We start from the raw sequence: 22,682 nt of genomic DNA on the forward strand, positions 1-22,682 counted from the left end.
ACACGAGCCGGTGTAAGGGACCTAGGTTTCCCCCGGGCGGGACCTCCGGCCCTACGTCTCCGTCGGCACCGCAGGCTCCGCTCCCGCGCGGCCGGCCCGTCCACGGGTCCGCGAGACCGCGACCCCGGCCAGGCAGAGCAGTCCGCCCGCCACGGTGAGCAGCGCGGGGACCTCGTCGAGCAGCAGCCAGGACATCAGCACCACCAGGGCGGGTACCGCGTACGTCGTCGCGCCCATCCGGCCCGCGGTGGTCCGGGCCAGCGCGTAGGCCCAGGTCGTGAACGCCAGCGCCGTCGGGAACACCCCGAGGTAGACCATGTTCAGCGTCGCGGACAGTGGGGCGCCGGCGGCCTCGGAGACCAGTACGCCGCTGAACGGCAGGCAGGCGACCGTCCCGACGAGGCATCCGAACGTGGTGATCTGGAGCGGCGATCCGTGCCGCAGCGCGGGCTTCTGGATGACCACTCCTCCCGCGTACGACAGCGCCGCCAGCAGGCACAGGAGTACGCCGAGCACGGAGGAGCTCCCGTGGCCGGACATGGAGAGGCCGACGACGACGGCGCCCGCGAACGAGACCGCCATGCCCGTGAGGAGCCGGCGCGGCAGCGCCTCCCCGAGCAGCCGGGCGCCCAGGAGGGCCATCAGGATGGGCCCTACGTTCACGATCATGGCCGCCGTGCCGGCGTCGACCTGCTGCTCACCCCAGTTGAGCACCACCATGTACAGGCCGAACCAGAGCAGCCCGGACCCGATGACGCCCGGCCAGGCGGCCCGGGACGGCAGCCCCTCGCGGCGTACCAGCAGGATCGCGCCGAGCGTCAGCGTGCCCGCGAGGAGCCGGCCCAGGGCCAGTGCCCCCGGTGAGTACGCCTCGCCCGCGCTGCGGATGGAGACGAACGCGGAGGCCCAGAGGATGACCGTGGTGCAGGCGGCGGCCGGGGCCCGCCAGTCGCGCCCGGAGGCGGCCGGGGCGTCGGGGCGCGCTGTCGGTGTCGTCTTCATGGCCACGACGTTAGGCCGGGAACGCTTCGGGCCCCACCGAATTGTCAGTCAGCCCCGATCGCCGCGGGTTCGACGGACAGATGCTCCGACAGGGCGCGCAGCCCGGCGGGCGTCGCCCGGACCGCCCGTCCGGTCCCCACCCGTTCGCACCACCCGGCGTCCAGCACATGGCGGCACAGCGCGGCACCCGCGGTCCCCGCCAGGTGCTGCCGCCGCTCGGTCCAGTCCAGGCAGCCCCGCGCCAGGGGCCTCCGCGAAGCGGTGGCCAGGGGGATGCCGAGCGAGCCGAACCATTCCAGGCCGTCCTCGGTCAGCGCGAAACCGGTGTCCTGCCGCAGGAGTCCGCGCCTGGTCATCGCGTCGGTGATACCGATGCCGAGCCGGCCGGCGAGATGGTCGTAACAGGTGCGGCCCCGGGCCAGCGCGTGCTGGAGGCTCGCCTCGCGCAAGGTGCGCGGGGGAGTCGCGGGGCCGGGAGCGCCATGGGCGGCCAGCTCCTCGACCAGCTGCGCGATCCGCCCGTCGGCGAGCCGCAGATAGCGGTGGCGGCCCTGGCGCTCCTCGGCCAGCAGCCCGCCCGCGACCAGCCTGGACAGGTGTTCACTCGCCGTCGAGGGGGCCACGCCCGCGCCACGGGCCAGCTCGCCGGCGGTCCAGGCCCGGCCGTCGAGCAGGGCCAGGCAGAAGGCGGCGCGGGTCTCGTCGGCGAGCAGGGCCGCCAGTGCGGCGAGCCGTGGCGCGGCCGGATCGTGCGGTGTCGTACGGGCCATGGGTCCAGGATGCGTCAGGAACCGTTCGGCGCGGGCCGAACCGTGCGGCCGGGCGCGGTCTGCTCGTACTGGAACGCGAGACCGTCCAGCAGGGCGCGCAGCCCGGTCTCGAACGCGCCCTCGTCGACCTGCTGCCGGCGGTCGGCCAGCAGATGGGCCTGGCCGAGGTGCGGATAGTCGGCGGGATCGTACGCCGTCTCGTCGTCGACGAAACCACGGGCGAAGGAGCCGAGCGCCGACCCGGTGATGAAGTAGCGCATCAGCGCGCCGATGTAGGTGGCCTGGGCGGGTGGCCAGCCGGCCCGGACCATGGCCCCGAAGACCGCGTCCGCGACCCGCAGACCGGCCGGGCGGCGCCCCGGTCCCTGGGCGAGCACCGGGACGATGTGCGGGTGCGCGGCGAGCGCCGCGCGGTAGGAGACGGCCCAGTCGTGCAGGGCGGCGGGCCAGTCGCGCGGGTCGTCCTCCTCGAACATCGACAGGTCGACCTGTGCGGACACGGCGTCGGCGACCGCGTCGAGGATCTCGTCCTTGTTCCGGAAGTGGTTGTAGAGCGACGGCCCGCTCACACCGAGCTCCGCGGCGAGCCGGCGGGTGGAGACGGCGTCCAGTCCCTCGGCGTCGACGAGCGCGCTCGCCGCCTCGACGATGCGGTCTCTGCTGAGAAGGGGCTTGCGCGGTCGGGCCATGCGGCACATAGTAGGGCCTGCAAGCAGAAAACTAGCAGTGCTAATTAAAAGTGGGGTGTCGCAGGATGAACCTGGAGCTGAGCGAGGAGCAGGATGCCGTCCGGCAGCTCGCCGAGGACTTCGTCGCGCGGGAGATCGCCCCGCATGTCGTGGAGTGGGACCGCGCCGAGAGTGTCGACAAGTCGATCGTGAAGAAGCTGGGAGCCCTCGGCTTCCTCGGGCTGACGATCCCGGAGGAGTACGGCGGCTCGGGCGGCGACCACCTCGCGTACTGCCTGGTGACCGAGGAGCTCGGCCGCGGTGACTCCTCGGTGCGCGGCATCGTCTCCGTCTCGCTCGGCCTGGTCGCCAAGACGATCGCGTCCTGGGGCAGCGAGGAGCAGAAGCAGCAGTGGCTGCCGGGGCTCACCGCGGGCGAGGCCGTCGGCTGCTTCGGCCTCACCGAGCCGGGCACCGGCTCCGACGCGGGGAACCTGACCACGAGGGCCGTGCGCGACGGCGACAGCTATGTGATCAACGGCTCCAAGATGTTCATCACCAACGGCACCTGGGCCGATGTCGTCCTGCTCTTCGCGCGTACGAACGACACCCCCGGCCACCGGGGCGTCTCCGCCTTCCTGGTGCCGGCCGACAGCCCCGGCCTGACCCGGCGCACCGTACACGGCAAGCTCGGCCTGCGCGGCCAGGCCACGGCCGAGCTGGTGCTGGAGGACGTCCGGGTGCCCGCCTCCACGCTCCTCGGTCCCGAGGGCAAGGGCTTCTCCATCGCCATGTCCGCCCTGGCCAAGGGCCGTATGTCGGTCGCGGCCGGCTGTGTCGGCATCGCACAGGCCGCCCTGGACGCCGCGGTGCGCTACGCGGGCGAGCGTGAGCAGTTCGGCAAGTCCATCGCGAGCTACCAGCTCGTCCAGGAGCTCATCAGCGACATCTCGGTGGACGTCGACGCCGCCCGCATGCTGACCTGGCGGGTCGCCGACCTCATCGACCGCGGCCAGGAGTTCGCCACCGCCGCGTCCACGGCGAAGCTCTTCGCCTCCGAAGCCGCGGTCCGCGCGGCGAACAACGCCCTGCAGGTGTTCGGCGGCTACGGCTACATCGACGAGTACCCCGTCGGCAAACTGGTCAGGGACGCCCGTGTGATGACCCTGTACGAGGGCACCAGCCAGATCCAGAAGCTGATCATCGGCCGGGCGCTGACCGGGGTGTCGGCCTTCTGACAGGCTTGCGCGCATGGTCTCAGTACTGCAGAACGTGGCGATCGACTGTGCGGATGCCTATGAACTGGCCCGGTTCTGGGGCGAGGTGACCGGGTGCGCGCCGGACCCGGAGGACGGGCCGGGCGCTCACGAGGTCCAGGTGACGCTGCCGGGGGGCCCGGCGCTGTACTTCAACCAGGTGCCGGAACCGAAGACGGTCAAGAACCGGATCCATCTGTGTCTGCGCCCCGAAAGCGCGCGCGAGGAGGAGATCGAGCGGCTGCTGGGCCTCGGCGCCACCCTGGTCGCCGATCGCCGGGAACCCGGCGGTGCGGGCTGGGCCGTCCTCGCGGACCCCGAGGGAAACGAGTTCTGTGTGCTGCGCAGCGCGTCCGACCGCGCCGCGATGTCTTCCTGAGGTCCGGAATCCGGCCGGGGCCGGGTCCGGCCGGATTCCGGCTGGATCCGGCCCGCGCGCCGCTGACCATGAGTACCGGCTGAGTACGCCGACGGATACCGGGGCGTGCCACCGGGCCGGATGCTGTGCACATGAGTGAGACAACATCGGTCAAGCAGCAGAGCACCGCCGCCTTCTACGGACAGGCCGTCCTCTCCTTCGGCGTAGCCATGGGAGCTGTGGCCCTCGGAATCTTCTTCCTCGACGCCGACGCCTGGGTGCGGGCCTTCCTCGCCATCGGCGTCCTCTATCTCGTCACCTCGTGCTTCACCCTCGCCAAGGTCATCAGGGACCGGCAGGAGGCGGGGCAGATCGTCAGCCGGGTCGACCAGGCCAGGCTGGAGAAGATCCTCGCCGAGCACGACCCCTTCCAGAAGCTCTGACCGGTCTCACCTCATGAGCGCTCTAAGCGCTTGCTCAGGTTCGCGGTATGGTGTTCGTCCTGCCAGCGGAAAGGGGCACGTGGCGATGAGCACGGCGGAGGAGACCGACGGCGAGGACACGCCGTGGAGCGAGGTGACGCCCGAAGCGGCCCGGCGGCTGCTCGTCGCCGCCGTCGAGGCCTTCGCGGAGCGGGGCTACCACGCCACCACGACCCGTGACATCGCCGGCCGGGCCGGCATGAGCCCGGCCGCGCTCTACATCCACTACAAGACCAAGGAAGAACTGCTCCACCGGATCAGCAGGATCGGCCACGACCGGGCCCTGCTCCTCCTGGAGACCGCGGCCGGCAAGGACGGCACGGCGGCCGAGCGGCTCGCCGAGGCCGTCCGGTCCTTCGTCAGCTGGCACGCGGAGCGGCACACCACGGCCCGGGTCGTGCAGTACGAGCTGGAGGCCCTGGGCGAGGAGCACCGCACCGAGATCGTGGCCCTGCGCAGGCAGACCGACGCCGTGGTGCGCCGGATCATCGGCGACGGTGTCCGGGCGGGCGAGTTCGACGTACCGGACGTCCCCGGCACCACGCTCGCCGTGCTGTCCCTCTGCATCGACGTGGCGCGCTGGTTCAACGCGCAGGGCAGCCGGACGCCCGAGGAGGTCGGCACCCTCTACGCGGACCTCGTCCTGCGCATGGTGGGCGCCCAGAAGTGACGCCGGGCGCCCCCCGCGGGCCCGGCGCACTCCGTGCGGACCGGAAACGGCTGCGCGCTCCCGAGGGCCCGCCCCGGGATCAGAAGTAGTAGCGCGAGACCGATTCCGCGACGCAGGCCGGCTTGTCGCCGCCCTCGCGCTCGACGGTGACCAGGGCGGTCACCTGCACGCCGCCGCCCGCCTCCTCGACGTCCTTGAGCACAGCCGTGGCACGCAGCCGCGAGCCCACCGGGACGGTCGAGGGGAAGCGGACCTTGTTGGTCCCGTAGTTGATGCCCATCTTCGCGCCCTCGACCCGCAGGACCTGCGGGACGAGCACCGGCAGCAGCGACAGCGTCAGGTAGCCGTGCGCGATCGTCGTGCCGAAGGGCCCGGCCGCGGCGCGTTCCGGGTCCACATGGATCCACTGGTGGTCGCCCGTGGCCTCGGCGAACTGGTCGATCCTCTTCTGCTCGATCTCCAGCCAATCGCTGTGACCGAGTTCCTGGCCCACCCCGTCCCGCAGCTCCTGTGCGGACGTGAAGATCTTCGGCTCTGCCATGTTCCTGGTCCCTGCCTTCCGGCTGTCGGTCGCCCTCCAGGGGCGGTGTCTAAGCGCTTGCTCAGCATGGTTCGGCCGTGCGGTCCTGTCAACGACGGACGGGCGGTTTTCCGGGCGGGCGCGCAGGCCGGAAGGCGGCCACTAGGGTTGGGGGAGTGCCTCAGATCCCGCATTCACTCCATGAACTCACCGTCGGTCAGCTCTCCGCGCGCAGCGGCGCCGCGGTGTCCGCCCTGCACTTCTACGAGTCCAAGGGCCTGATCAGCAGCAGTCGCACCAGCGGCAACCAGCGCCGCTACACCAGGGACGCCCTGCGCCGGGTGGCGTTCGTCCGGGCGGCGCAGCGGGTGGGCATCCCGCTCGCCACCATCAGGGAGGCGCTGGCCGAACTGCCGGAGGAGCGCACGCCGAACCGGGAGGACTGGGCCCGGCTCTCCCAGGCATGGCGCTCGGAGCTGGACGAGCGCATCAAGCAGCTGGGCCGGCTGCGCGACCACCTCACCGACTGCATCGGCTGCGGGTGCCTGTCGCTGGAGACCTGCGTCCTGTCCAACCCCGACGACGTGATCGGTGACCGGATCGCCGGCTCGCGGCTGATGCCCGAGCGGCGCTCGGCCGACCGCTCCTGAGCGCGCCCGGTCACTCCGTGACCGCGGTGGTCAGGCCGCCGACGCCAGGGCCCGGCTCCTCGCCCTCCTGGCCTCGGCCAGCGCCTTCGCCGTGAGGACGGGCCGGGGTACGACGATGCCGCAGCCCGTACAGACCGGTCCGGCCCATGGTTCGCGGTCCAGGTCCTGCCGCCAGACGATGCCGGTTCCCGTGCAGACCGGGCACGCGGCCCCGGGCTTCGCGCCCAGGGCCGCGATCAGCCGCCCCAGGACCTCGGCCAGAGGCGCGCCGGGGTGGACCCCCGGATCCTCGCAGTGCGCGATCCCGTTGCCGCCCCAGGTCCGCCGGTGCCAGTCGTCGAACGTGCCGGGCCGCCGCAGCCCGTCGTGCTTCTCGCGGCGCCGCCGCTCGGCGAAGCCCGCCTCGTACGCGAGCCAGACGGCCCGCGCCTCCTCCAGTTCCTCCAGCGCGCGGATCAGGCGCACCGGGTCGGGGGCCCGGTCCTCGGGCTCCATCCCGTGCCGGGCGCACAGGTGGTCCCAGGTCGCCCGGTGACCGTAGGGGGCGAATCGCTCCAGGCATTTGCGCAGCGAGTACCGCCGCAAAGCCAGATCGCCCCGCGGATCGCGGACCTGTCTCGCAAGACTCCGGAAACCGGCCATGGCACTGCCACCTCCGTCGCTCGTACTTCGGCGTCAAGGGATGGACGTACGACTGCCCGATTCGGCTCCATCCAAAGGTGAAACGCGTCCACGGACTGAGACGGTCCATGTGAGGCCGGGTGCGGGGGTGTGGCGATTCAGAAAAAGTGACTGATGTTCATCTTACCGGCGGGGCGTACCGCCAGTAACCTCCGGCGCATCGGCCACCCGGAGGAGCACGCATGCCCCCACGCACCCGCACGCTCAGAGCCGCCACAGTCGCGGCCGTCCTCGCTCTCGGTACGTCCCTGCTCGCCTCGGCGCCCGGCGCCGGAGCGGCGGAGCCGGAACCCCTCGCCGTCACCGACCACTGCGGCAACCGGTGCGCGGACATCCTGCCGCCGGGCGAGAACGGCAACGCCACGCTCGTCGAGATCCTCGGCAACAAGGCGTTCGGCACCCACCCCGCGCACAGCGACGACCAGCTCGACCGCTACAACGGCCTGGTCGAGGGGCACACGGGCCTCACCGACCGGAAGCTGACCGACTTCTTCAACGACGCCTCCTTCGGAGTCGCCGCCGACCAGGTCGAGTCCGTGACCAAGCCGCGCGAGGACGTCACGATCACACGGGACAAGAAGAGCGGAGTGCCCCACATCAAGGGCACCACCCGCTACGGAACCGAATTCGGCGCGGGGTTCGCCGCCGGGCAGGACCGGCTGTGGCTGATGGACCTGTTCCGGCACATCGGACGCGGGCAGCTGACGTCCTTCGCCGGAGGAGCGCTCGCCAACCAGGGCCTCGAGCAGCAGTTCTGGCCGCAGGCCCCGTACACCGAGGCGGACCTCGAAGCGCAGGTCCAACGCATCCGGACCACCGAGGGCGCCCGCGGCGAGCAGGCGATGGCCGACGCGCAGGCCTATGTGGACGGCATCAACTCCTACCGCGAGAAGTCCAAGAAGGGCCGCTACTTCCCGGGCGAGTACGTCCTCACCGGGAAGATCGACGCCATCACGAACATCGGCGAGATCCAGCCGTTCAAGCTGACCGACCTGATCTCGATCGCCTCGGTCGTCGGAGGACAGTTCGGCGGCGGGGGCGGCGGTGAGGTCCAGGCCGCGCTCTCGCTGCTCGCCGCCCAGCAGAAGTACGGCGTCGAGGAGGGCACCCGCGTCTGGGAGTCCTTCCGCCAGCGCAACGACCCCGAGGCGGTGCTCACCGTCCACGACGGCACCTCGTTCCCGTACGCCGGCAAGCCCGACAAGGCCCGGGGCACCGCCCTTCCCGACGCGGGCTCCGTCACCCCGGAACCGCTGATCCACGACCGGACCGGCTCGGCGGGCACCGACAGGAAGGACCCCGTCGACGCGCCCGACCGCCTCGCACCGGCCCAGGGGATGTACGACGACGGCGTCATCCCGGAGGGCTCGCTGCCCGGCTCCGGCGACACCGCCCAGAAGCGGGGCATGTCCAACGCCCTCCTGGTATCGGGCGAGCACACCGCGAGCGGCAACCCGATCGCCGTCATGGGCCCGCAGACCGGCTACTTCGCCCCGCAGCTGATGATGCTCCAGGAGCTCCAGGGACCCGGCATCAGCGCCCGCGGCGTCTCCTTCGCGGGGGTCGGCATGTACATCCAGATGGGCCGTGGCCAGGACTACGCCTGGAGCGCCACCTCGGCGGCCCAGGACATCACCGACACGTACGCCGTCGAGCTCTGCGAACCCGACGGCTCCGCCCCCACCAAGGAATCCACGCACTACCGGAACGACGGCGTCTGCACGGCCATGGAGAAGCTGGAGCGAACCAACTCCTGGAAGCCCACCGTCGCCGACTCAACCGCCAAGGGCTCGTACCGCATGCAGGTGTGGCGCAGCGACTACGGCATCGTCACCCACCGCGCCACGGTGGACGGCAAGCCCGTCGCGTACACCTCGCTGCGCACCACCTACCGCCACGAGGCCGACTCGATCATCGGCTTCCAGCTGCTCAACGACCCGGCGTACGTGACGGATGCCGCCTCCTTCCAGCAGGCGGCGAGCCATATCGACTACGCCTTCAACTGGTTCTACGCGGACTCCCGCACCACGGCCTACTACAACAGCGGCATGAACCCCGTGCGTGCGGCCGGAGTGGACGCGGCGCTGCCGGTCAAGGCCGAGAAGGCGTACGAGTGGCAGGGCTACGACCCGGCGGCCAACACCACCGACTACACGCCGTTCGCCGAGCACCCGCACTCCAGCGGCCAGGACTACTACATCTCCTGGAACAACCGTCAGGCCGAGGACTACTCCACCGCCGCGTTCGGCTTCGGCGCCGTGCACCGCGGTGACCTGCTCGACGACCGGGTGTCCGCACTGGTCGAGGAGGGCGGGGTGACCCGCGCCTCCCTCACCCGCGCCATGGAGGAAGCGGCGCTCACCGACCTGCGCGGCGAGCAGCTGCTGCCCGAGCTGCTGAAGGTGCTCCGCTCCCAGCCGGTCACCGACCCGGAGCTCGACGCGGTGGTCCAGCAGCTGGATTCCTGGCGGGCGGCCGGGGCGCAGCGCAAGGAGACCAGCCCGGGCTCGCACACGTACACGCACGCGGACGCCGTGCGGATCATGGACGCGTGGTGGCCGAAACTGATCGAGGCGGAGTTCCGTCCCGGGCTGGGCGACGGCCTCTACACGGCACTGACCGTGAACCTGGCCACGGACGAGTCCCCGGCGGCCAGCCACGGGCCGAGCGGGGCGCACAGCGGCTCCGCCTTCCAGTACGGCTGGTGGGGCTTCGCCGACAAGGACCTGCGCCAGGTCCTCGGACAGCCCGTCAAGGGCCCGCTGGCCAGGACGTACTGCGGCAACGGTGATCTGAGCGCCTGCCGGTCGGCCCTCCTCGGCACCCTCAAGGAGGCGGCAGCCGTACCCGCGACCACGGTCTACCCGGGTGACGACAGCTGCGAGGCCGGTGAGCAGTGGTGCACCGACGCGATCGTCCACCGCCCGCTCGGCGGGATCTCGCAGAAGTCGATCCACTGGCAGAACCGGCCGACCTACCAGCAGGTCGTGGAGTTCCCCTCGCACCGCTGACGCTGCATCAATTATTGCTGACAGCTACTCAGAAGATGGCCTCCGTACCGCTGTTACTCGCGGTGCGGAGGCCTTCTCCATGAGGCGGCCTCATGCGTTTCGGCCGTACCGGCCGTCGGCTGTCAGTGGCACCCAGTAGCATTTCGCCGTTCAACAATGGCATGTTCACAAAAGGGTGGGGACAACTTGAGATCGAAACGAGTGCGCGGTACGGCTGTGGCCGCCGCCCTCGGCGTCGTCGCCGTTCTGGGGTTCCAGAACGCCGCGAGCGGTGCCGAGGCGGGAGCCGCGCGGAACGAGGGCCGCACGGCCGCCGGGGCGGGGGCCTACAGTGCCGCGGCCGGGAAGGACGGCCCGGTCAGGAGCGAGGTGCACAAGCTCGCCCTGAAGTCCGAGGGACGTGGCGAGGCCGCCCTCTCCCGGCGTACCACCGAACCGTTCGGCATGCTGGGCGTCTCCTGGCCCGACGCCGACGCGAAGGTCGAGGGCACGATCGAGGCCCGCACCCGCGACGCGGAGACCGGCGCGTGGTCCGACTGGATCACGCTGGAGCCGTATCTGCCCGGCCTCGACGGCGAGCGCTCCACGGAACGCGGCTCCACGGAGCCCGTCTGGGTGGGACGCTCGGACGGTGCCGAGGTGCGGGTGAGCGACGGTGCCGCCGCCGGCACCCTGCCGGCCGGCCTCCGGCTCGACATGGTCGACCCGGTCGCCGGATCCGGCGCGGCACGGAGCGGCTCCACGGACGCCGAGGCCGCCGCCTTCACGTCCGCCGCGATCGACCCGGGCCCGCCGTCGACGGTTCCGCAGCCCCCGGTCGTCAGCCGCGCCGAGTGGGGCGCCGACGAATCCATCAACGACGAGGGCCCGATCTACCTGGAAGGCGGCGTCATCAAGGCCGCCTTCGTGCACCACACGACCAACGCCAGCTACGACTGCTCCGAATCCGCGGCGATCGTGCGCGCCCTGCACGTCTTCCACGTGAAGACGAACGGCTGGCGCGACCTCGGCTACAACTTCCTCGTCGACAAGTGCGGGAAGATATTCGAGGGCCGTCAGGGCGGCATCGACCAGCCCGTGCAGGGCGCACACACGTACGGCTTCAACAGCGAGTCGACCAGCGTCGCGATCATCGGCGACTACACGAACGCCGGTGCCTCGAACGTCGCTCTCGAGGCGACCGCCCGGGTGGCCGCGTACAAGCTCGGGCAGTACGGCGGTGACCCGGCCGGCAGCACCACGCTGGTCGCCGGAGCCACGCAGAAGAACTACCACGGCACGGAGTTCGTCGCCGGGCAGTCCTACTCGTTCAAGCAGATCTCGGGTCACCGGGACGGCTTCAACACCGAGTGCCCCGGCATGAAGCTGTACCCGCAGCTCCCCACCATCCGCACGCTGGCCGCGGGCCCCGTCCAGAGCCTCAAGGTCACCTCGGTCGCCGGCGGGGCGTTCGCCGTGGACTCCGGCTACGAGACGCCGGGCCCGGTTTCGGTGAACTGGTCGACGAGCACCCCGTCCTCGCTGATCAGCGGGTTCGAACTCCTCGTCGACGGCAAGAGCGTGACCACCGTCGCGGGCAAGGCGCGTACCGCCTCCACGACGCTCCTCCCGGGCAGCCACAAGGTCGCGGTAAAGGCCGTCCACCAGTCTGGCAAGGCCACGACCACCGCCGCGGTGAACGTGAGCGTGCCGAGCCCGAAGAAGTTCGTGCCCGTCACCCCTGAGCGTCTGATGGACACGCGCACGGGACTGGGTGCGCCCAAGGCGCCCGTCGGCGCGGACAGTGTGGTCAACCTCCAGGTGACCGGCACGAACGGTGTCCCGGCCACCGGCGTGGGCGCGGTCGTGCTGAACGTGACGGCGACGAACGTCACGGGGGAGACCAGCTATGTGTCGGTCTACCCGGAGGGCACGACGCGGACGGCCGCGTCGAATCTGAACCTGGTGAAGGGGCAGACGGCTCCGAACCTGGTGATCGTGCCCGTGGTGAACGGCAAGGTGAGTTTCTACAACCGTGCCGGGACCCTGGACCTGATCGCCGACATCACCGGCTACTTCACCTCCGTCGGCGAGGGCTCCACGCACGTCAACCTCGGGCCGAAGCGTGTGATGGACACGCGCGAGGGTCTGGGCGTGGCGAAGGCGCCGGTCGGCGCGGACAGTGTCGTGACGCTGCAGGTGGCGGGCGTCGACGGCGTGCCGGCCGAGGGTGTCACGGCGGTCGTGCTGAACGTGACGGCGACGAACGTCACGGGGGCGACCAGCTATGTGTCGGTCTACCCGGACGGTACGACGCGGACGGCCGCGTCGAATCTGAACCTGGTGAAGGGGCAGACGGCTCCGAACCTGGTGATCGTGCCCGTGGTGAACGGCAAGGTGAGTTTCTACAACCGTGCCGGGACCCTGGACCTGATCGCCGACATCACCGGCTACTTCACCTCCGGTGACGAAGGCGCGTCCCACATCAACCTCGGCCCCAAGCGTGTGATGGACACCCGTGCCGGTCTGGGCGTGGCCAAGGCGCCGGTCGGCCCGGACAGCGTCGTGACGCTGCAGGTGGCGGGCGTCGACGGCGTGCCGGCCGAGGGAGTCACGGCGGTCGTGCTGAACGTGACCGCGACGAACGTCACGGCGCCGACGAGCTACGTGTCGGTCTACCCGGACGGTACGACGCGCACGAGCGCTTCGAACCTGAACCTGGTGAAGGGGCAGACGGCCCCGAACCTGGTGATCGTGCCCGTCGTGAACGGCAAGGTGAGTTTCTACAACCGGTCGGGCAGCCTCGACCTGATCGCGGACATCACCGGCTACTTCCGCAAGTGAGGTGAGACGGAGGCGGGGTGGTACGGGCCGGGCCCGTACCACCCCGCCGACGTGTTCACCGGTACAGCAGGTGTTCCCGCCGCACCTTCCGGAACGCGGCCAGGTCGGCCGCCCAGGCACCCACCACCTCGTCGGTGTCCGCCCCCGCGTCGATCATCGTGCGGACCCGGGTGTTGCCGGTGAGCTTGTCGATCCAGTTGTCCGCCCGCCACGCGAACCCGCTCCAGGTGCGCTTCGCCGTGACCAGCAGGGCGATTCCCGTGCGTACGGGGTCGAAGGCGTCCCGGTCCTGGACGTGCACCTGGACCCCGCCCACCGTCTTCCCCTGGAACTTGGAGAACGTCGGCGCGAAGTACGCCTCACGGAAGGCGACCCCGGGCAGCTCCAGGCCGTTCGCCGCCGCCGCCCACCGGTGGTCGATGCCCTCCGCGCCGAGCAGCTCGAACGGCCGTGTCGTCCCCCGGCCCTCGGAGAGGTTCGTCCCCTCGAACAGGCATGTCCCGGGGTAGACCACCGCGGTCTCCGGCGTCGGCATGTTGGGGCTCGGCGGCACCCACGGCAGGCCCGTGGTGTCGAAGAAGTCCTTGCGGCGCCATCCGGACATCTTCACCACGTCGAGTTCCACCGGACGGTCCGCCAGGAACTCCGCGTTGAAGAGCAGCGCGAGCTCCGCCACCGTCATCCCGTGCGCCTGGGAGATCTCCCGGCGTCCCACGAAGGTGGCGAAGGCCGGGTCGAGCACGGGTCCGAGCGCCGCCCGGCCGGTCACCGGATTCGGCCGGTCCAGGACGACGAACCGCTTGCCCGCGAGCGCCGCCGCCTCCATGCAGTCGTACAGGGTCCAGATGTACGTGTAGAAGCGGGCGCCCGCGTCCTGGATGTCGAAGACCACCGTGTCGACACCCGACGCGGTGAAGACGTCGGCCAGCGCCTGCCCGCTCTTCAGATACGTGTCGTAGACCGGCAGCCCGGTCGCCGGGTCGTCGTACCGGCCCTCCGAGCCGCCCGCCTGAGCCGTCCCCCGGAAGCCGTGCTCGGGGCCGAAGACGGCGGCCAGGTCCACCCGGTCGTCGGGGTGCATCACGTCGACGATGTGGCGCACGTCGGCGGTGATCCCGGTGGGATTGGTGACGACACCCACCTTCTGCCCGGCCAGCAGCCGGTAACCGTCGGCGGCCAGCCGCTCGAAGCCGGTACGGACCCCGGCACCCCCGGCGCCGTGCCCCCGGCCGGCCGCTACGGCCGCCCCGGGCCCTGCGGCGGTCGTCGCGAGGGCTCCCATCGCACCGCCGACAGCCAGCAAACCACGCCTGGACAGGGTCATTCCGCTACCTCCATGATCGCGTCGACTGTCATGGTCACGCACGCTAGCGCGGGTGCGGGCCGCACGGAACGCCCCGGACTGGGCAGATTCCCAGTCCTGCCCCGAACCCCTTCCCCGATCACATACCGACTGGTTAGTCTGCCGGGGAAGACGGCTGAGAGAGGCGGGACCGATGAGTACGGTGCAGGGCGCTGGCGTAGTGGTGACGGGAGCCGGGGGCGGCATCGGGGCCGCCCTCGCCCGGAGATTCGCGGCGGAGGGCGCGCGGGTCGTCGTCAACGACCTCGACGGAGACCGGGTCAAGGCGCTGGCCGACGAGATCGGCGGCACGGTCGTGGCCGGCGACGCCTCCGGGATCGTGGACGCCGCGCGCGACGCGCTCGGCGGCACCGTGGACGTCTACTGCGCCAACGCCGGCCTCGCCTCGGGCGGCGACGCCTTCGCCGAGGAGGACGTCTGGGCCCGGGCCTGGGACGTCAACGTGATGGCGCACGTCCGCGCGGCCAAGGCACTGCTGCCCCAGTGGCTGGAGCGCGGCAGCGGCCGCTTCGTCTCCACCGCGTCGGCGGCCGGCCTGCTGACCATGATCGGCGCCGCCCCGTACAGCGTGACGAAGCACGGCGCCGTCGCCTTCGCCGAGTGGCTCTCACTGACCTACCGGCACCGGGGGATCAAGGTCCACACGATCTGCCCCCAGGGGGTGCGTACGGACATGCTCACCGCCGCGGGATCCGCGGGCGACCTCGTGCTCGCGCCCACCGCGATCGAGCCGGAGGCCGTCGCCGACGCCCTGTTCGACGCCATGGAGCAGGACCGCTTCCTCGTCCTGCCGCACCCCGAGGTGGCCGGCTACTACCGCGCCCGCGCCAAGGACCCCGACCAATGGATCGGCAACATGAACCACCTGCAGCAGAAGTGGGAGGAGGCCGGCGCATGAGCGAGTCGATCTACGCGGCGAAGCCCTGGACCGCCCTGCTCAGTGAGGCCCAGCTCGCCCCCGTCCATCCCGCCGAGACCATGGTGCACGCCTTCCGCGCGGCCGTCGGCCGGGCCCCGGACCACACCGCGCTCGCCTACTTCGACGGGCGGCTCAGCTACCGCGAGACGGACGAGCTGTCCGACTCCGTGGCGGGACACCTCGCGGCCGAGGGACTGCGGCGGGGCGACCGGGTCGCGATCATGCTCCAGAACACCCCGCACTTCGTGCTCGCGCTGCTCGGGGCCTGGAAGGCCGGCGCCACCGTCGTCCCGCTCAACCCGATGTACAAGTCCGGCGAGGTCGGGCATGTGCTGAAGGACGCGGAGGTGACCGCGCTGATCTGCTCCGACCGGGCCTGGGATTCCTATCTGCGGGCCACCGCCGAGGCCGCACCGAGCGTGACGATCGCCCTCACGGCCTGCGAGCTCGACCTCCAGTCGGCCGACGACCCCCGGGTGCTCGGCTTCGAGCGGCTCCCCGCGCCCGGCCCCGGCGACCGGGCCTCCGATCTGGTGGAGGTGGCCCGTCGCGGTCTCGCGGCTCCCGACGGCCGCGAGCTCACCGCTTCGGACACCGCCCTGATCAGCTACACCTCCGGGACGAGCGGCACCCCCAAGGGGGCCATGAACTCCCAGGGCAACATCATGATCAACGCGGAGCGCCAGCGGGCCGGCCACCCCATCGAGGAGGGCTCGTCCTACTTCGCGCTCGCCCCGCTCTTCCACATCACCGGCATGGTCTGCCAGCTCGCCGCGTGCATCGCCAACGCGGGCACCCTGGTCCTCGCGTACCGCTTCGAGGCGGGCGTCGTCCTGGAGGCCTTCGCCGAGCACCGGCCCGCCTACACGGTGGGCCCGTCGACCGCCTTCATGGCGCTCGCCGCGCACCCGGACGTCACCCGGGAGCACTTCGCCTCCTTCAAGGTGATCTCCTCGGGCGGCGCGCCGCTGCCACCCGCCCTGGTCGAGAAGTTCCGTGACGGCTTCGGCCCGTACATCCGCAACGGCTACGGCCTCACCGAGTGCACCGCGCCCTGCGCGTCCGTACCACCGGAGCGGGAGGCGCCCGTCGACCCCGTCTCCGGGACCCTGTCCGTCGGTGTCCCCGGGCCCGACACCGTGGTCAGGATCGTCGACGAGAAGGGCGACGACGTCCCCTTCGGCGAACAGGGCGAGATCGCCGTACGCGGGCCGCAGGTCGTCTCCGGCTACTGGAACCTGCCCGAGGCCACCGAGGCCGCCTTCCCGGACGGGGAGCTGCGCACCGGGGACATCGGTTTCATGGACACGGCGGGCTGGCTCTACGTCGTGGACCGCAAGAAGGACATGATCAACGCCTCCGGCTTCAAGGTCTGGCCCCGGGAGGTCGAGGACGTCCTCTACACCCACCCGGCGGTCCGCGAGGCGGCCGTCGTGGGGGTCCCCGACGCCTATCGCGGGGAGACCGTCCGGGCCTACGTCAGCCTGCGGCCGGGCGCCGCGACGGAGCCCGGCGAGCTCAGCGCGTACTGCAAGGAACGGCTGGCCGCGTACAAGTACCCGCGCGAAGTGGAGATCCTGACCGAACTCCCGAAGACGGCGAGTGGGAAGATCCTCAGGCGGGAACTGCGTTCCCCCCGTTAGAACAGTTCACGCACGGTACGAGAGGACAGGTGGCGGCAATGGCCAAGGCGACGGAGGGGAACGGTACGCCCGTCCCCCAGAGGCTGCTGGCCGCCGCCACCCGGCTCTTCGCGGAACAGGGCTACGACCGCACCTCCGTCCAGGAGATCGTCGAGGCGGCGGGCGTCACCAAGGGGGCGCTCTACCACTACTTCGGCTCCAAGGAGGACCTCCTCCAGGAGGTCTACGCCCGGGTGCTGCGGCTCCAGCAGGAGCGGCTCGACGCCTACGCGAACGCCGAGGCGCCGATCGAGCAGCGGGTGCGTGACGCGGCGGCCGACGTGGTGGTCACCACCATCGACAACCTCGACGACGCATCGATCTTCTTCCGCTCCATGCACCATCTGAGCCCGGAGAAGAACAAGCAGGTCCGGACGGAGCGGCGGCGCTACCACGAGCGCTTCCGCGCCCTGATCGAAGAGGGCCAGAAGAGCGGAGTCTTCTCCGCCGCGACCCCGGCCGACCTGGTCGTCGACTACCACTTCGGCTCGGTCCACCATCTGTCCACGTGGTACAGCCCGGACGGCCCGCTCAGCCGGCAGGAGGTCGCGGACCACCTGGCCGACCTGCTGCTGAGGGCACTGCGCCCCTGACGGTGCCGCCGCCGGCCAGCTGGCCCAGGAGTGCCCTGGCCGCCGGATTGCGCGGTGCCGGGGCCCGGCCCACCAGCACCACCGTCCGGCCGGGATCCGGCTGGCGGATGGTGATGCACGGCAGCCCCGCGTCCTCGCCGATGCGACGGGGCACGATCGCCACCCCGATGCCGGCCCGGACGAGATCGACGAGCAGCCTGATCTGGGTGACGTCACAGGTGATCCTGCGCTTCAGACCGCAGTGATCGGCCAGTCGGCGCACGGCGGTCTCCAGGCCGGTCCCCGCCCGGAAGTCCACGAACGGTTCGTCGGCGAGATCCTTGATCAGTGTGCGGCCGGCGCTCGCCAGCGGGTGGCCGGGCGTGGTGATCAGCACGAGGTCCTCGTGCCAGGTCGCGAAGGCGGTGATGCCGTCGGGCAGTCCGGCGGCGTCGGGCGCGAGGTAGGCGAGGTCCAGTTCGCCCGCGCGGACGGCCTCGATCAGGTCGGGGGTCGTCGCCTCGCGCAGCGAGATCTGTACCCCCGGCCGTAGCCGGTGGAACGCGGCGAGTTCGTCGGCCAGGTCCACGCAGGTCAGCGTCTGTATGGTGCCGACGCGCACCCGCCCGGTGTGCAGCCCGGAGACGGAGGACACCGCGTCCCGGGCCGCTTCCGTGCCGGCCAGGACCGCCCGGGCCGCCGGAACCAGCGCCAGGCCGGCCTCGGTGGGCACGACCCGCCGGCCCGTGCGGTCGAACAGCTCGGCGCCCAGCTCGCGTTCCAGGTTCTTCACGGATGTGCTCAGGGCCGACTGCACGATCAGCTCGGCGCGGGCGGCCGCTGTGAAGCTGCCGTGCGCGACCACTGCCATGAAGTGGCGGAGCTGGCGTATTTCCACGCATCCACGATAGCGATGGCTGCCATCGAAACCATCTGTTGGACCGAACGATGTGCCTCATCGGAACCTGGGGACATGACAACTCTGCTGACCGGAATCCTGGTCCGGCCGCTTCGGCGGGCCGGGAAGTTCATCCGCGCACTCGCTCTGACGGACCACCAGCCCTCGGGGGGCTACTGAGCCACGGCACCGGCCGCCGCACGCACGTCACCCGGGGCGGTCAGCTCGCGCCCGGTACGCCGAGGGCGGCGAGCAGCAGCGAGGAGAGCTCCTCCGCGAAGGGCGCCGATCCGGTGAGCGCCTGGCGGAGGAGATTTTCGTCGGACGTCAGGCCGGCGGCGGCCGACCAGGCCAGGGCCTCCTTCACGGCGGGCTCCACCGGGAACCGGTCCAGCGGTATGCCGTAGTCGTCGGCCAGGGCGCGGTCGAGCAGGGCTTCCCACTGTCCGCCTCCGGGGCCGGCGGCCTCGACGAAGCCGACGTCGCTGTCCAGGAAGGACACCAGAACCGCCGGGGCGCCGGTGCTGCGGACCAGCTCCGGCAGGCTCCGCGGTCCTGATTCCGCGAAGCCCGACACCTGCCAGCCCTCCGCCGGTGACTCCGGCTCCTCGACCTCGGCGAAGCCCGCCGCTTCCATGAGACCGCGCAGGTCGGCCGTGGACCGGACCGTCAGCGTCCCACCGGAATGCCCATGCTCCGGAAGGTACGGGACGGCAATGACAGCACCGTGCGGCCGCCCGGCGTCAGGAGGCGGGCGGGCAGAGCACCAGCAGGCAGCTCCGGACCCGGACGTCGTCGATGACCGGGCCTCCGACCCCGGGGCCGGTGCTCGCGAAGGTGAGGGTGACGGAGTGCTTCAGCAGGTTGGTGAACACGGCGGTCTGCCGTGTGTAGCCCATGTCGCGGAACCCGTGGCCGGTGACGTCGAAGCTGAACGTCCTGACCGGGGTGCCGTCGACTCTGAGTTCGCCTGTCTTCAGGGCGGGAGCCCAGGCCGGGTTGCCCGCCAGCTCGAAGCTGACGACGTACGAGGTCAGGGGCAGGACCCGTATCTCCTGCGAGACGCTGCCGGTCGAGCTGCCGTTGAGGTCGAGCGACTGGTGGCCCTCGGCGGCGTCCCACAGGCGGTCGGACGTCAGATCGACGCTGCCACCGCCGGCCGTCCAGGGGCCGAGGGGCTGTCCGCCGAGGTACGTGGTGAAGGGGGACGGCGCCGGGACGGCCGGTGTCTCGAATCCGCCGTCGAAGTCCACGACGGTGGTGTGTGTCGTGGTGTCGTGCGTATGGGCCGAAGCGGAGGCGGCGGTGGCGGTCAGCAGGAGTGCGGCGGAGGACAGGGCGGCGGCGGACAGGCGGAGCGGGTGCATGGAGGGCCTCTCGGTTCACGCGACGCCAGGGGCGGGGCTCCCGGCCGGGGACCCACTCGGAGTGTGCGGGCCTCCGCCCACCCCGCCAAGAGGCCGGACGGCGGCGCGTGAGGCGCGCTGAGCAGGAGGAACGCAGGGAATGAGCGCCCCCGGCGCGGGGCCGGCGGTCCTGCGATCCGGCACACGCGGGCGCCGGCCCGGGGATGCCGGCTCGCGCGCTCGGCAGGATGGGCGGTTTCGGGCTCCCTTCTCCGGTGTCCGCTCAGCGAACGCGCCTGTCCGGATTCCACTCTTGACGGTGCTCGGTCATCTGTCCGAGCATCGGGGGCGCGCTTCCAGCCCCACCGCTCCAGGCCCCGGTCGTGCACGCCCGGGGACCCCCCGCACGTTCCGTCAGTCCCCGAACGGAATCCGGAGCCCCTGATGAGACCTGCCCGACGCAGATCCCTCGCCGCCGCCGCGCTCGCGGTCGCCGCCCTGCTGGTCACCGCCGCCCCGGCCGCCCAGGCCGCACCCCGAGCCGTCACCGCGGCCCCCGACATCCCGCTCGCCAGCGTGAAGGCGCACCTCACCCAGCTCCAGTCGATCGCCACCGCCAACGGCGGCAACCGCGCCCACGGGAGGGCCGGTTACAAGGCATCCGTCGACTACGTGAAGGCCAAGCTGGACGCCGCCGGATACACCACGGCGCTCCAGCAGTTCACCTCCGGCGGGGCCACCGGGTACAACCTGATCGCCGACTGGCCGGGCGGCGACCCGAACCAGGTCCTGATGGCCGGATCCCACCTCGACTCGGTGACCTCCGGCGCCGGCATCAACGACAACGGCTCCGGCTCGGCCGCCGTGCTGGAGACCGCCCTCGCGGTCTCCCGGGCTCAGCTCACGCCGGACAAACACCTGCGCTTCGCCTGGTGGGGCGCCGAGGAGCTGGGACTCGTCGGCTCGAAGTACTACGTCAACAACCTGGCCGGCACCGAGCGTTCCAAGCTCGCCGGGTACCTCAACTTCGACATGATCGGATCGCCCAACCCCGGCTACTTCGTCTACGACGACGACCCGGTCATCGAGCAGACCTTCAAGGACTACTACGCGGGTCTGTCGATACCCACCGAGATCGAGACCGAGGGCGACGGCCGCTCCGACCACGCCCCGTTCAAGAACGCGGGCGTCCCCGTGGGCGGGCTCTTCTCCGGGGCGGACTACACGAAGACGAGTGCCCAGGCCCAGAAGTGGGGCGGCACGGCGGGCCAGTCCTTCGACCGCTGCTACCACTCCTCGTGCGACACGACCGCCAACATCGACGACACGGCCCTCGACCGCAACAGCGACGCGGTCGCCCACGCCGTCTGGACCCTGTCGGCGGGCACGGTCACCCCGCCGGCCGGCACGGTGTTCAGCAACGCCGCGAACGTCTCCGTGCCCGACAACGGGGCCGCCGTGACCTCGCCGGTCTCCGTCACCGGCCGTACGGGCAACGCCCCTTCGGCCCTCAAGGTGGCCGTCGACATCAAGCACACCTACCGCGGTGACCTCGTCGTCGACCTGCTCGCACCCGACGGGACCGCTTACCGGCTGAAGAACTCCAGCGGCAGCGACTCGGCCGACAACGTGATCGCGACGTACACGGTCAACGCGTCCGCCGAGGCGGCCAACGGGTCCTGGAAGCTCCAGGTCCGGGACGTCGCCGCGCAGGACACCGGCTACATCGACAGCTGGCAGCTCACCTTCTGACCCGCCGGGGAGGCGGCCGGCCGGCCGCCTCCCCGCACAGGGCTCAGACGTACTTCTTGATCTCCCGCCGCGCCAGCGACCGCTGGTGCACCTCGTCCGGCCCGTCCGCCAGCCGCAGCGTCCGTGCCGACGACCAGAGTTCGGCCAGCGGGAAGTCCTGGCTGACGCCGCCGGCGCCGTACAGCTGCACCGCCCGGTCGAGGATGTCGCAGACCGCACGCGGGGTGGCGATCTTGATCGCCTGGATCTCGGTGTGCGCCCCGCGGTTGCCCACCGTGTCCATCAGCCAGGCCGTCTTCAGCACCAGCAGCCGCAGCTGCTCCACCGTCACCCGGGCATCCGCGATCCAGTTCTGGACGACACCCTGCTGCGCCAGCGGCTTGCCGAAGGCCGTACGGGCCACGGACCGCCGGCACATCAGCTCGATCGCCCGCTCGGCCATCCCGATCAGCCGCATGCAGTGGTGGATCCGGCCCGGCCCCAGCCGCGCCTGGGCGATGGCGAAGCCGCCGCCCTCCTCGCCGATCAGACTGGCGGCGGGCACGCGTACGTCGGTGAACACGACCTCGGCGTGGCCGCCGTGCGAGTGGTCCTCGTAGCCGTACACCTGCATCGCACGGCGCACCTCCAGGCCAGGGGTGTCACGCGGGACCAGGATCATCGACTGCTGGCGGCGGATGTCCTCGTTGTCCGGGTCCGTCTTCCCCATCACGATGAAGATCGCGCAGTCCGGGTTCATCGCCCCGGAGATGTACCACTTGCGCCCGTTGATGACGTAGTCGTCGCCCTCGCGAGTGATCCGGGTCTCGATGTTCGTCGCGTCCGACGAGGCCACGTCGGGCTCCGTCATCGCGAACGCCGAGCGGATCTCCCCGGCGAGCAGCGGCTCCAGCCACTGCTTCTTCTGCGCCTGAGAGCCGAACTGGAAGAGCACCTCCATGTTCCCGGTGTCCGGCGCCGCGCAGTTCAGCGCCGTCGGTGCCAGGTGCGGGCTGCGGCCGGTGATCTCGGCCAGCGGGGCGTACTGGAGGTTCGTCAGCCCGGCGCCGTACTCCGCGTCGGGGAGGAAGAGGTTCCACAGGCCCTGCCTGCGCGCCTCCGCCTTCAGGTCCTCCACGACCTGCGGGGTGTCCCAGGGCGACGCCAGCCGCGCGCGCTGCTCCTCGGCGACCTCCTCGGCGGGGTGGACGTGCTCGTCCATGAACGTGAGCAGCCTGGTGCGCAGCTCTTCGGTACGGGCGTCGAATGCGAAGTCCACG

At 71.2% G+C, this 22,682-nt stretch carries 21 protein-coding genes; 11 read left to right on the top strand and 10 right to left on the bottom strand.

The window, feature by feature from the left end; genetic code table 11:
- Positions 1-51: 51 nt before the first annotated feature.
- The 3 genes from AB0P41_RS10075 to AB0P41_RS10085 are packed head-to-tail and all read right to left on the bottom strand — an operon-like array spanning position 52 to position 2,461.
- A complete protein-coding gene (locus AB0P41_RS10075; protein ID WP_356714684.1) occupies positions 52-1,002 on the bottom strand; it encodes a DMT family transporter in 951 nt (316 codons plus the stop codon).
- 44 nt (positions 1,003-1,046) lie between these two features.
- The gene (locus AB0P41_RS10080) at positions 1,047-1,772 is read right to left on the bottom strand and encodes a winged helix-turn-helix domain-containing protein (RefSeq protein ID WP_365931248.1); all 726 of its coding nucleotides are present in this window, start codon (positions 1,770-1,772) and stop codon (positions 1,047-1,049) included.
- Between the two features lie 14 nt (positions 1,773-1,786).
- Positions 1,787-2,461 carry a TetR/AcrR family transcriptional regulator gene (locus tag AB0P41_RS10085; protein ID WP_365931250.1) on the bottom strand — a complete coding sequence of 225 codons (675 nt, stop codon included), beginning with the start codon at positions 2,459-2,461 and terminating at the stop codon, positions 1,787-1,789.
- Positions 2,462-2,526: 65 nt separating this feature from the next.
- Here AB0P41_RS10085 and AB0P41_RS10090 point away from each other — a divergent pair, with 65 nt between their 5' ends.
- From AB0P41_RS10090 to AB0P41_RS10105, 4 genes are all read left to right on the top strand, one after another.
- Positions 2,527-3,678, top strand: coding sequence for an acyl-CoA dehydrogenase family protein (locus AB0P41_RS10090; RefSeq protein ID WP_365931252.1), 1,152 nt, complete (start codon positions 2,527-2,529; stop codon positions 3,676-3,678).
- A 13-nt stretch (positions 3,679-3,691) separates the two neighbouring features.
- Positions 3,692-4,075 (top strand): VOC family protein, encoded by a 384-nt coding sequence (locus AB0P41_RS10095; RefSeq protein WP_365931254.1) that lies wholly within the window; start codon positions 3,692-3,694, stop codon positions 4,073-4,075.
- Positions 4,076-4,206: 131 nt separating this feature from the next.
- Positions 4,207-4,497 (top strand): YiaA/YiaB family inner membrane protein, encoded by a 291-nt coding sequence (locus tag AB0P41_RS10100; RefSeq protein ID WP_031099588.1) that lies wholly within the window; start codon positions 4,207-4,209, stop codon positions 4,495-4,497.
- Positions 4,498-4,582: 85 nt separating this feature from the next.
- Positions 4,583-5,206 (top strand): TetR/AcrR family transcriptional regulator, encoded by a 624-nt coding sequence (locus AB0P41_RS10105; protein ID WP_356714679.1) that lies wholly within the window; start codon positions 4,583-4,585, stop codon positions 5,204-5,206.
- Between the two features lie 79 nt (positions 5,207-5,285).
- On the opposite strand, the gene AB0P41_RS10110 is transcribed toward AB0P41_RS10105, so the two are convergent.
- A complete protein-coding gene (locus AB0P41_RS10110; RefSeq protein ID WP_356714678.1) occupies positions 5,286-5,747 on the bottom strand; it encodes a MaoC family dehydratase in 462 nt (153 codons plus the stop codon).
- Between the two features lie 155 nt (positions 5,748-5,902).
- Between AB0P41_RS10110 and soxR the strand changes: the two genes are divergently transcribed.
- Positions 5,903-6,376, top strand: a complete 474-nt coding sequence (gene soxR, locus AB0P41_RS10115; protein WP_356714677.1) for a redox-sensitive transcriptional activator SoxR — start codon at positions 5,903-5,905, stop codon at positions 6,374-6,376.
- A gap of 30 nt (positions 6,377-6,406) precedes the next feature.
- Here the strand turns inward: soxR and AB0P41_RS10120 are convergent, their stop codons facing one another.
- Positions 6,407-7,018 carry a hypothetical protein gene (locus tag AB0P41_RS10120; protein ID WP_356714676.1) on the bottom strand — a complete coding sequence of 204 codons (612 nt, stop codon included), beginning with the start codon at positions 7,016-7,018 and terminating at the stop codon, positions 6,407-6,409.
- A gap of 221 nt (positions 7,019-7,239) precedes the next feature.
- On the opposite strand from AB0P41_RS10120, the gene AB0P41_RS10125 reads away from it, so the two are divergent.
- Both AB0P41_RS10125 and AB0P41_RS10130 read left to right on the top strand, forming a co-directional pair.
- Positions 7,240-10,068 (top strand): penicillin acylase family protein, encoded by a 2,829-nt coding sequence (locus AB0P41_RS10125; RefSeq protein ID WP_365931256.1) that lies wholly within the window; start codon positions 7,240-7,242, stop codon positions 10,066-10,068.
- A 186-nt stretch (positions 10,069-10,254) separates the two neighbouring features.
- On the top strand, positions 10,255-12,891 hold the full coding sequence (locus tag AB0P41_RS10130; RefSeq protein WP_356714674.1) for a peptidoglycan recognition protein: 2,637 nt from the start codon (positions 10,255-10,257) through the stop codon (positions 12,889-12,891).
- A 55-nt stretch (positions 12,892-12,946) separates the two neighbouring features.
- Here the strand turns inward: AB0P41_RS10130 and AB0P41_RS10135 are convergent, their stop codons facing one another.
- Positions 12,947-14,215, bottom strand: a complete 1,269-nt coding sequence (locus AB0P41_RS10135) for a DUF1343 domain-containing protein (protein WP_356714673.1) — start codon at positions 14,213-14,215, stop codon at positions 12,947-12,949.
- Between the two features lie 172 nt (positions 14,216-14,387).
- Between AB0P41_RS10135 and AB0P41_RS10140 the strand changes: the two genes are divergently transcribed.
- The 3 genes from AB0P41_RS10140 to AB0P41_RS10150 are packed head-to-tail and all read left to right on the top strand — an operon-like array spanning position 14,388 to position 17,448.
- A complete protein-coding gene (locus AB0P41_RS10140; RefSeq protein WP_356714672.1) occupies positions 14,388-15,152 on the top strand; it encodes an SDR family oxidoreductase in 765 nt (254 codons plus the stop codon).
- Positions 15,149-16,816, top strand: a complete 1,668-nt coding sequence (locus AB0P41_RS10145; protein WP_365931259.1) for an AMP-binding protein — start codon at positions 15,149-15,151, stop codon at positions 16,814-16,816. The genes AB0P41_RS10140 and AB0P41_RS10145 overlap by 4 nt, the downstream gene beginning before the upstream one ends.
- 38 nt (positions 16,817-16,854) lie before the next feature.
- Complete coding sequence (locus tag AB0P41_RS10150; protein WP_365931261.1) at positions 16,855-17,448, top strand: TetR/AcrR family transcriptional regulator; 594 nt, start codon at positions 16,855-16,857, stop codon at positions 17,446-17,448.
- Here AB0P41_RS10150 and AB0P41_RS10155 read toward each other — a convergent pair.
- The 3 genes from AB0P41_RS10155 to AB0P41_RS10165 form a co-directional block, all read right to left on the bottom strand.
- Positions 17,387-18,325 (bottom strand): LysR substrate-binding domain-containing protein, encoded by a 939-nt coding sequence (locus tag AB0P41_RS10155; RefSeq protein ID WP_356714669.1) that lies wholly within the window; start codon positions 18,323-18,325, stop codon positions 17,387-17,389. The two genes, AB0P41_RS10150 and AB0P41_RS10155, sit on opposite strands and share 62 nt — an antisense overlap.
- A 220-nt stretch (positions 18,326-18,545) precedes the next feature.
- Positions 18,546-18,962 carry a hypothetical protein gene (locus AB0P41_RS10160; RefSeq protein ID WP_365931264.1) on the bottom strand — a complete coding sequence of 139 codons (417 nt, stop codon included), beginning with the start codon at positions 18,960-18,962 and terminating at the stop codon, positions 18,546-18,548.
- 106 nt (positions 18,963-19,068) lie between these two features.
- Complete coding sequence (locus tag AB0P41_RS10165) at positions 19,069-19,692, bottom strand: DUF642 domain-containing protein (RefSeq protein WP_365931266.1); 624 nt, start codon at positions 19,690-19,692, stop codon at positions 19,069-19,071.
- A gap of 423 nt (positions 19,693-20,115) precedes the next feature.
- Between AB0P41_RS10165 and AB0P41_RS10170 the strand changes: the two genes are divergently transcribed.
- Positions 20,116-21,423: a M28 family metallopeptidase gene (locus tag AB0P41_RS10170; RefSeq protein WP_365931267.1), complete on the top strand. Its 1,308-nt coding sequence runs from the start codon at positions 20,116-20,118 to the stop codon at positions 21,421-21,423.
- 43 nt (positions 21,424-21,466) lie between these two features.
- Here the strand turns inward: AB0P41_RS10170 and AB0P41_RS10175 are convergent, their stop codons facing one another.
- Positions 21,467-22,681 carry an acyl-CoA dehydrogenase family protein gene (locus tag AB0P41_RS10175; RefSeq protein WP_356714665.1) on the bottom strand — a complete coding sequence of 405 codons (1,215 nt, stop codon included), beginning with the start codon at positions 22,679-22,681 and terminating at the stop codon, positions 21,467-21,469.
- Position 22,682: the final 1 nt, after the last annotated feature.

The sequence above is a fragment of the Streptomyces sp. NPDC079167 genome (genome assembly GCF_040686735.1).
Classification (GTDB): domain Bacteria; phylum Actinomycetota; class Actinomycetes; order Streptomycetales; family Streptomycetaceae; genus Streptomyces.

Bases quoted from the DNA above. Each gene is read 5' to 3' on its own strand.
- AB0P41_RS10075 (WP_356714684.1), bottom strand. From the start codon at position 1,002: ATGAAGACGACACCGACAGCGCGCCCCGACGCCCCGGCCGCCTCCGGG.
- AB0P41_RS10080 (WP_365931248.1), bottom strand. From the start codon at position 1,772: ATGGCCCGTACGACACCGCACGATCCGGCCGCGCCACGGCTCGCCGCA.
- AB0P41_RS10085 (WP_365931250.1), bottom strand. From the start codon at position 2,461: ATGGCCCGACCGCGCAAGCCCCTTCTCAGCAGAGACCGCATCGTCGAG.
- AB0P41_RS10090 (WP_365931252.1), top strand. From the start codon at position 2,527: ATGAACCTGGAGCTGAGCGAGGAGCAGGATGCCGTCCGGCAGCTCGCC.
- AB0P41_RS10095 (WP_365931254.1), top strand. From the start codon at position 3,692: ATGGTCTCAGTACTGCAGAACGTGGCGATCGACTGTGCGGATGCCTAT.
- AB0P41_RS10100 (WP_031099588.1), top strand. From the start codon at position 4,207: ATGAGTGAGACAACATCGGTCAAGCAGCAGAGCACCGCCGCCTTCTAC.
- AB0P41_RS10105 (WP_356714679.1), top strand. From the start codon at position 4,583: ATGAGCACGGCGGAGGAGACCGACGGCGAGGACACGCCGTGGAGCGAG.
- AB0P41_RS10110 (WP_356714678.1), bottom strand. From the start codon at position 5,747: ATGGCAGAGCCGAAGATCTTCACGTCCGCACAGGAGCTGCGGGACGGG.
- AB0P41_RS10120 (WP_356714676.1), bottom strand. From the start codon at position 7,018: ATGGCCGGTTTCCGGAGTCTTGCGAGACAGGTCCGCGATCCGCGGGGC.
- AB0P41_RS10125 (WP_365931256.1), top strand. From the start codon at position 7,240: ATGCCCCCACGCACCCGCACGCTCAGAGCCGCCACAGTCGCGGCCGTC.
- AB0P41_RS10135 (WP_356714673.1), bottom strand. From the start codon at position 14,215: ATGACCCTGTCCAGGCGTGGTTTGCTGGCTGTCGGCGGTGCGATGGGA.
- AB0P41_RS10140 (WP_356714672.1), top strand. From the start codon at position 14,388: ATGAGTACGGTGCAGGGCGCTGGCGTAGTGGTGACGGGAGCCGGGGGC.
- AB0P41_RS10145 (WP_365931259.1), top strand. From the start codon at position 15,149: ATGAGCGAGTCGATCTACGCGGCGAAGCCCTGGACCGCCCTGCTCAGT.
- AB0P41_RS10150 (WP_365931261.1), top strand. From the start codon at position 16,855: ATGGCCAAGGCGACGGAGGGGAACGGTACGCCCGTCCCCCAGAGGCTG.
- AB0P41_RS10160 (WP_365931264.1), bottom strand. From the start codon at position 18,962: ATGGAAGCGGCGGGCTTCGCCGAGGTCGAGGAGCCGGAGTCACCGGCG.
- AB0P41_RS10165 (WP_365931266.1), bottom strand. From the start codon at position 19,692: ATGCACCCGCTCCGCCTGTCCGCCGCCGCCCTGTCCTCCGCCGCACTC.
- AB0P41_RS10170 (WP_365931267.1), top strand. From the start codon at position 20,116: ATGAGACCTGCCCGACGCAGATCCCTCGCCGCCGCCGCGCTCGCGGTC.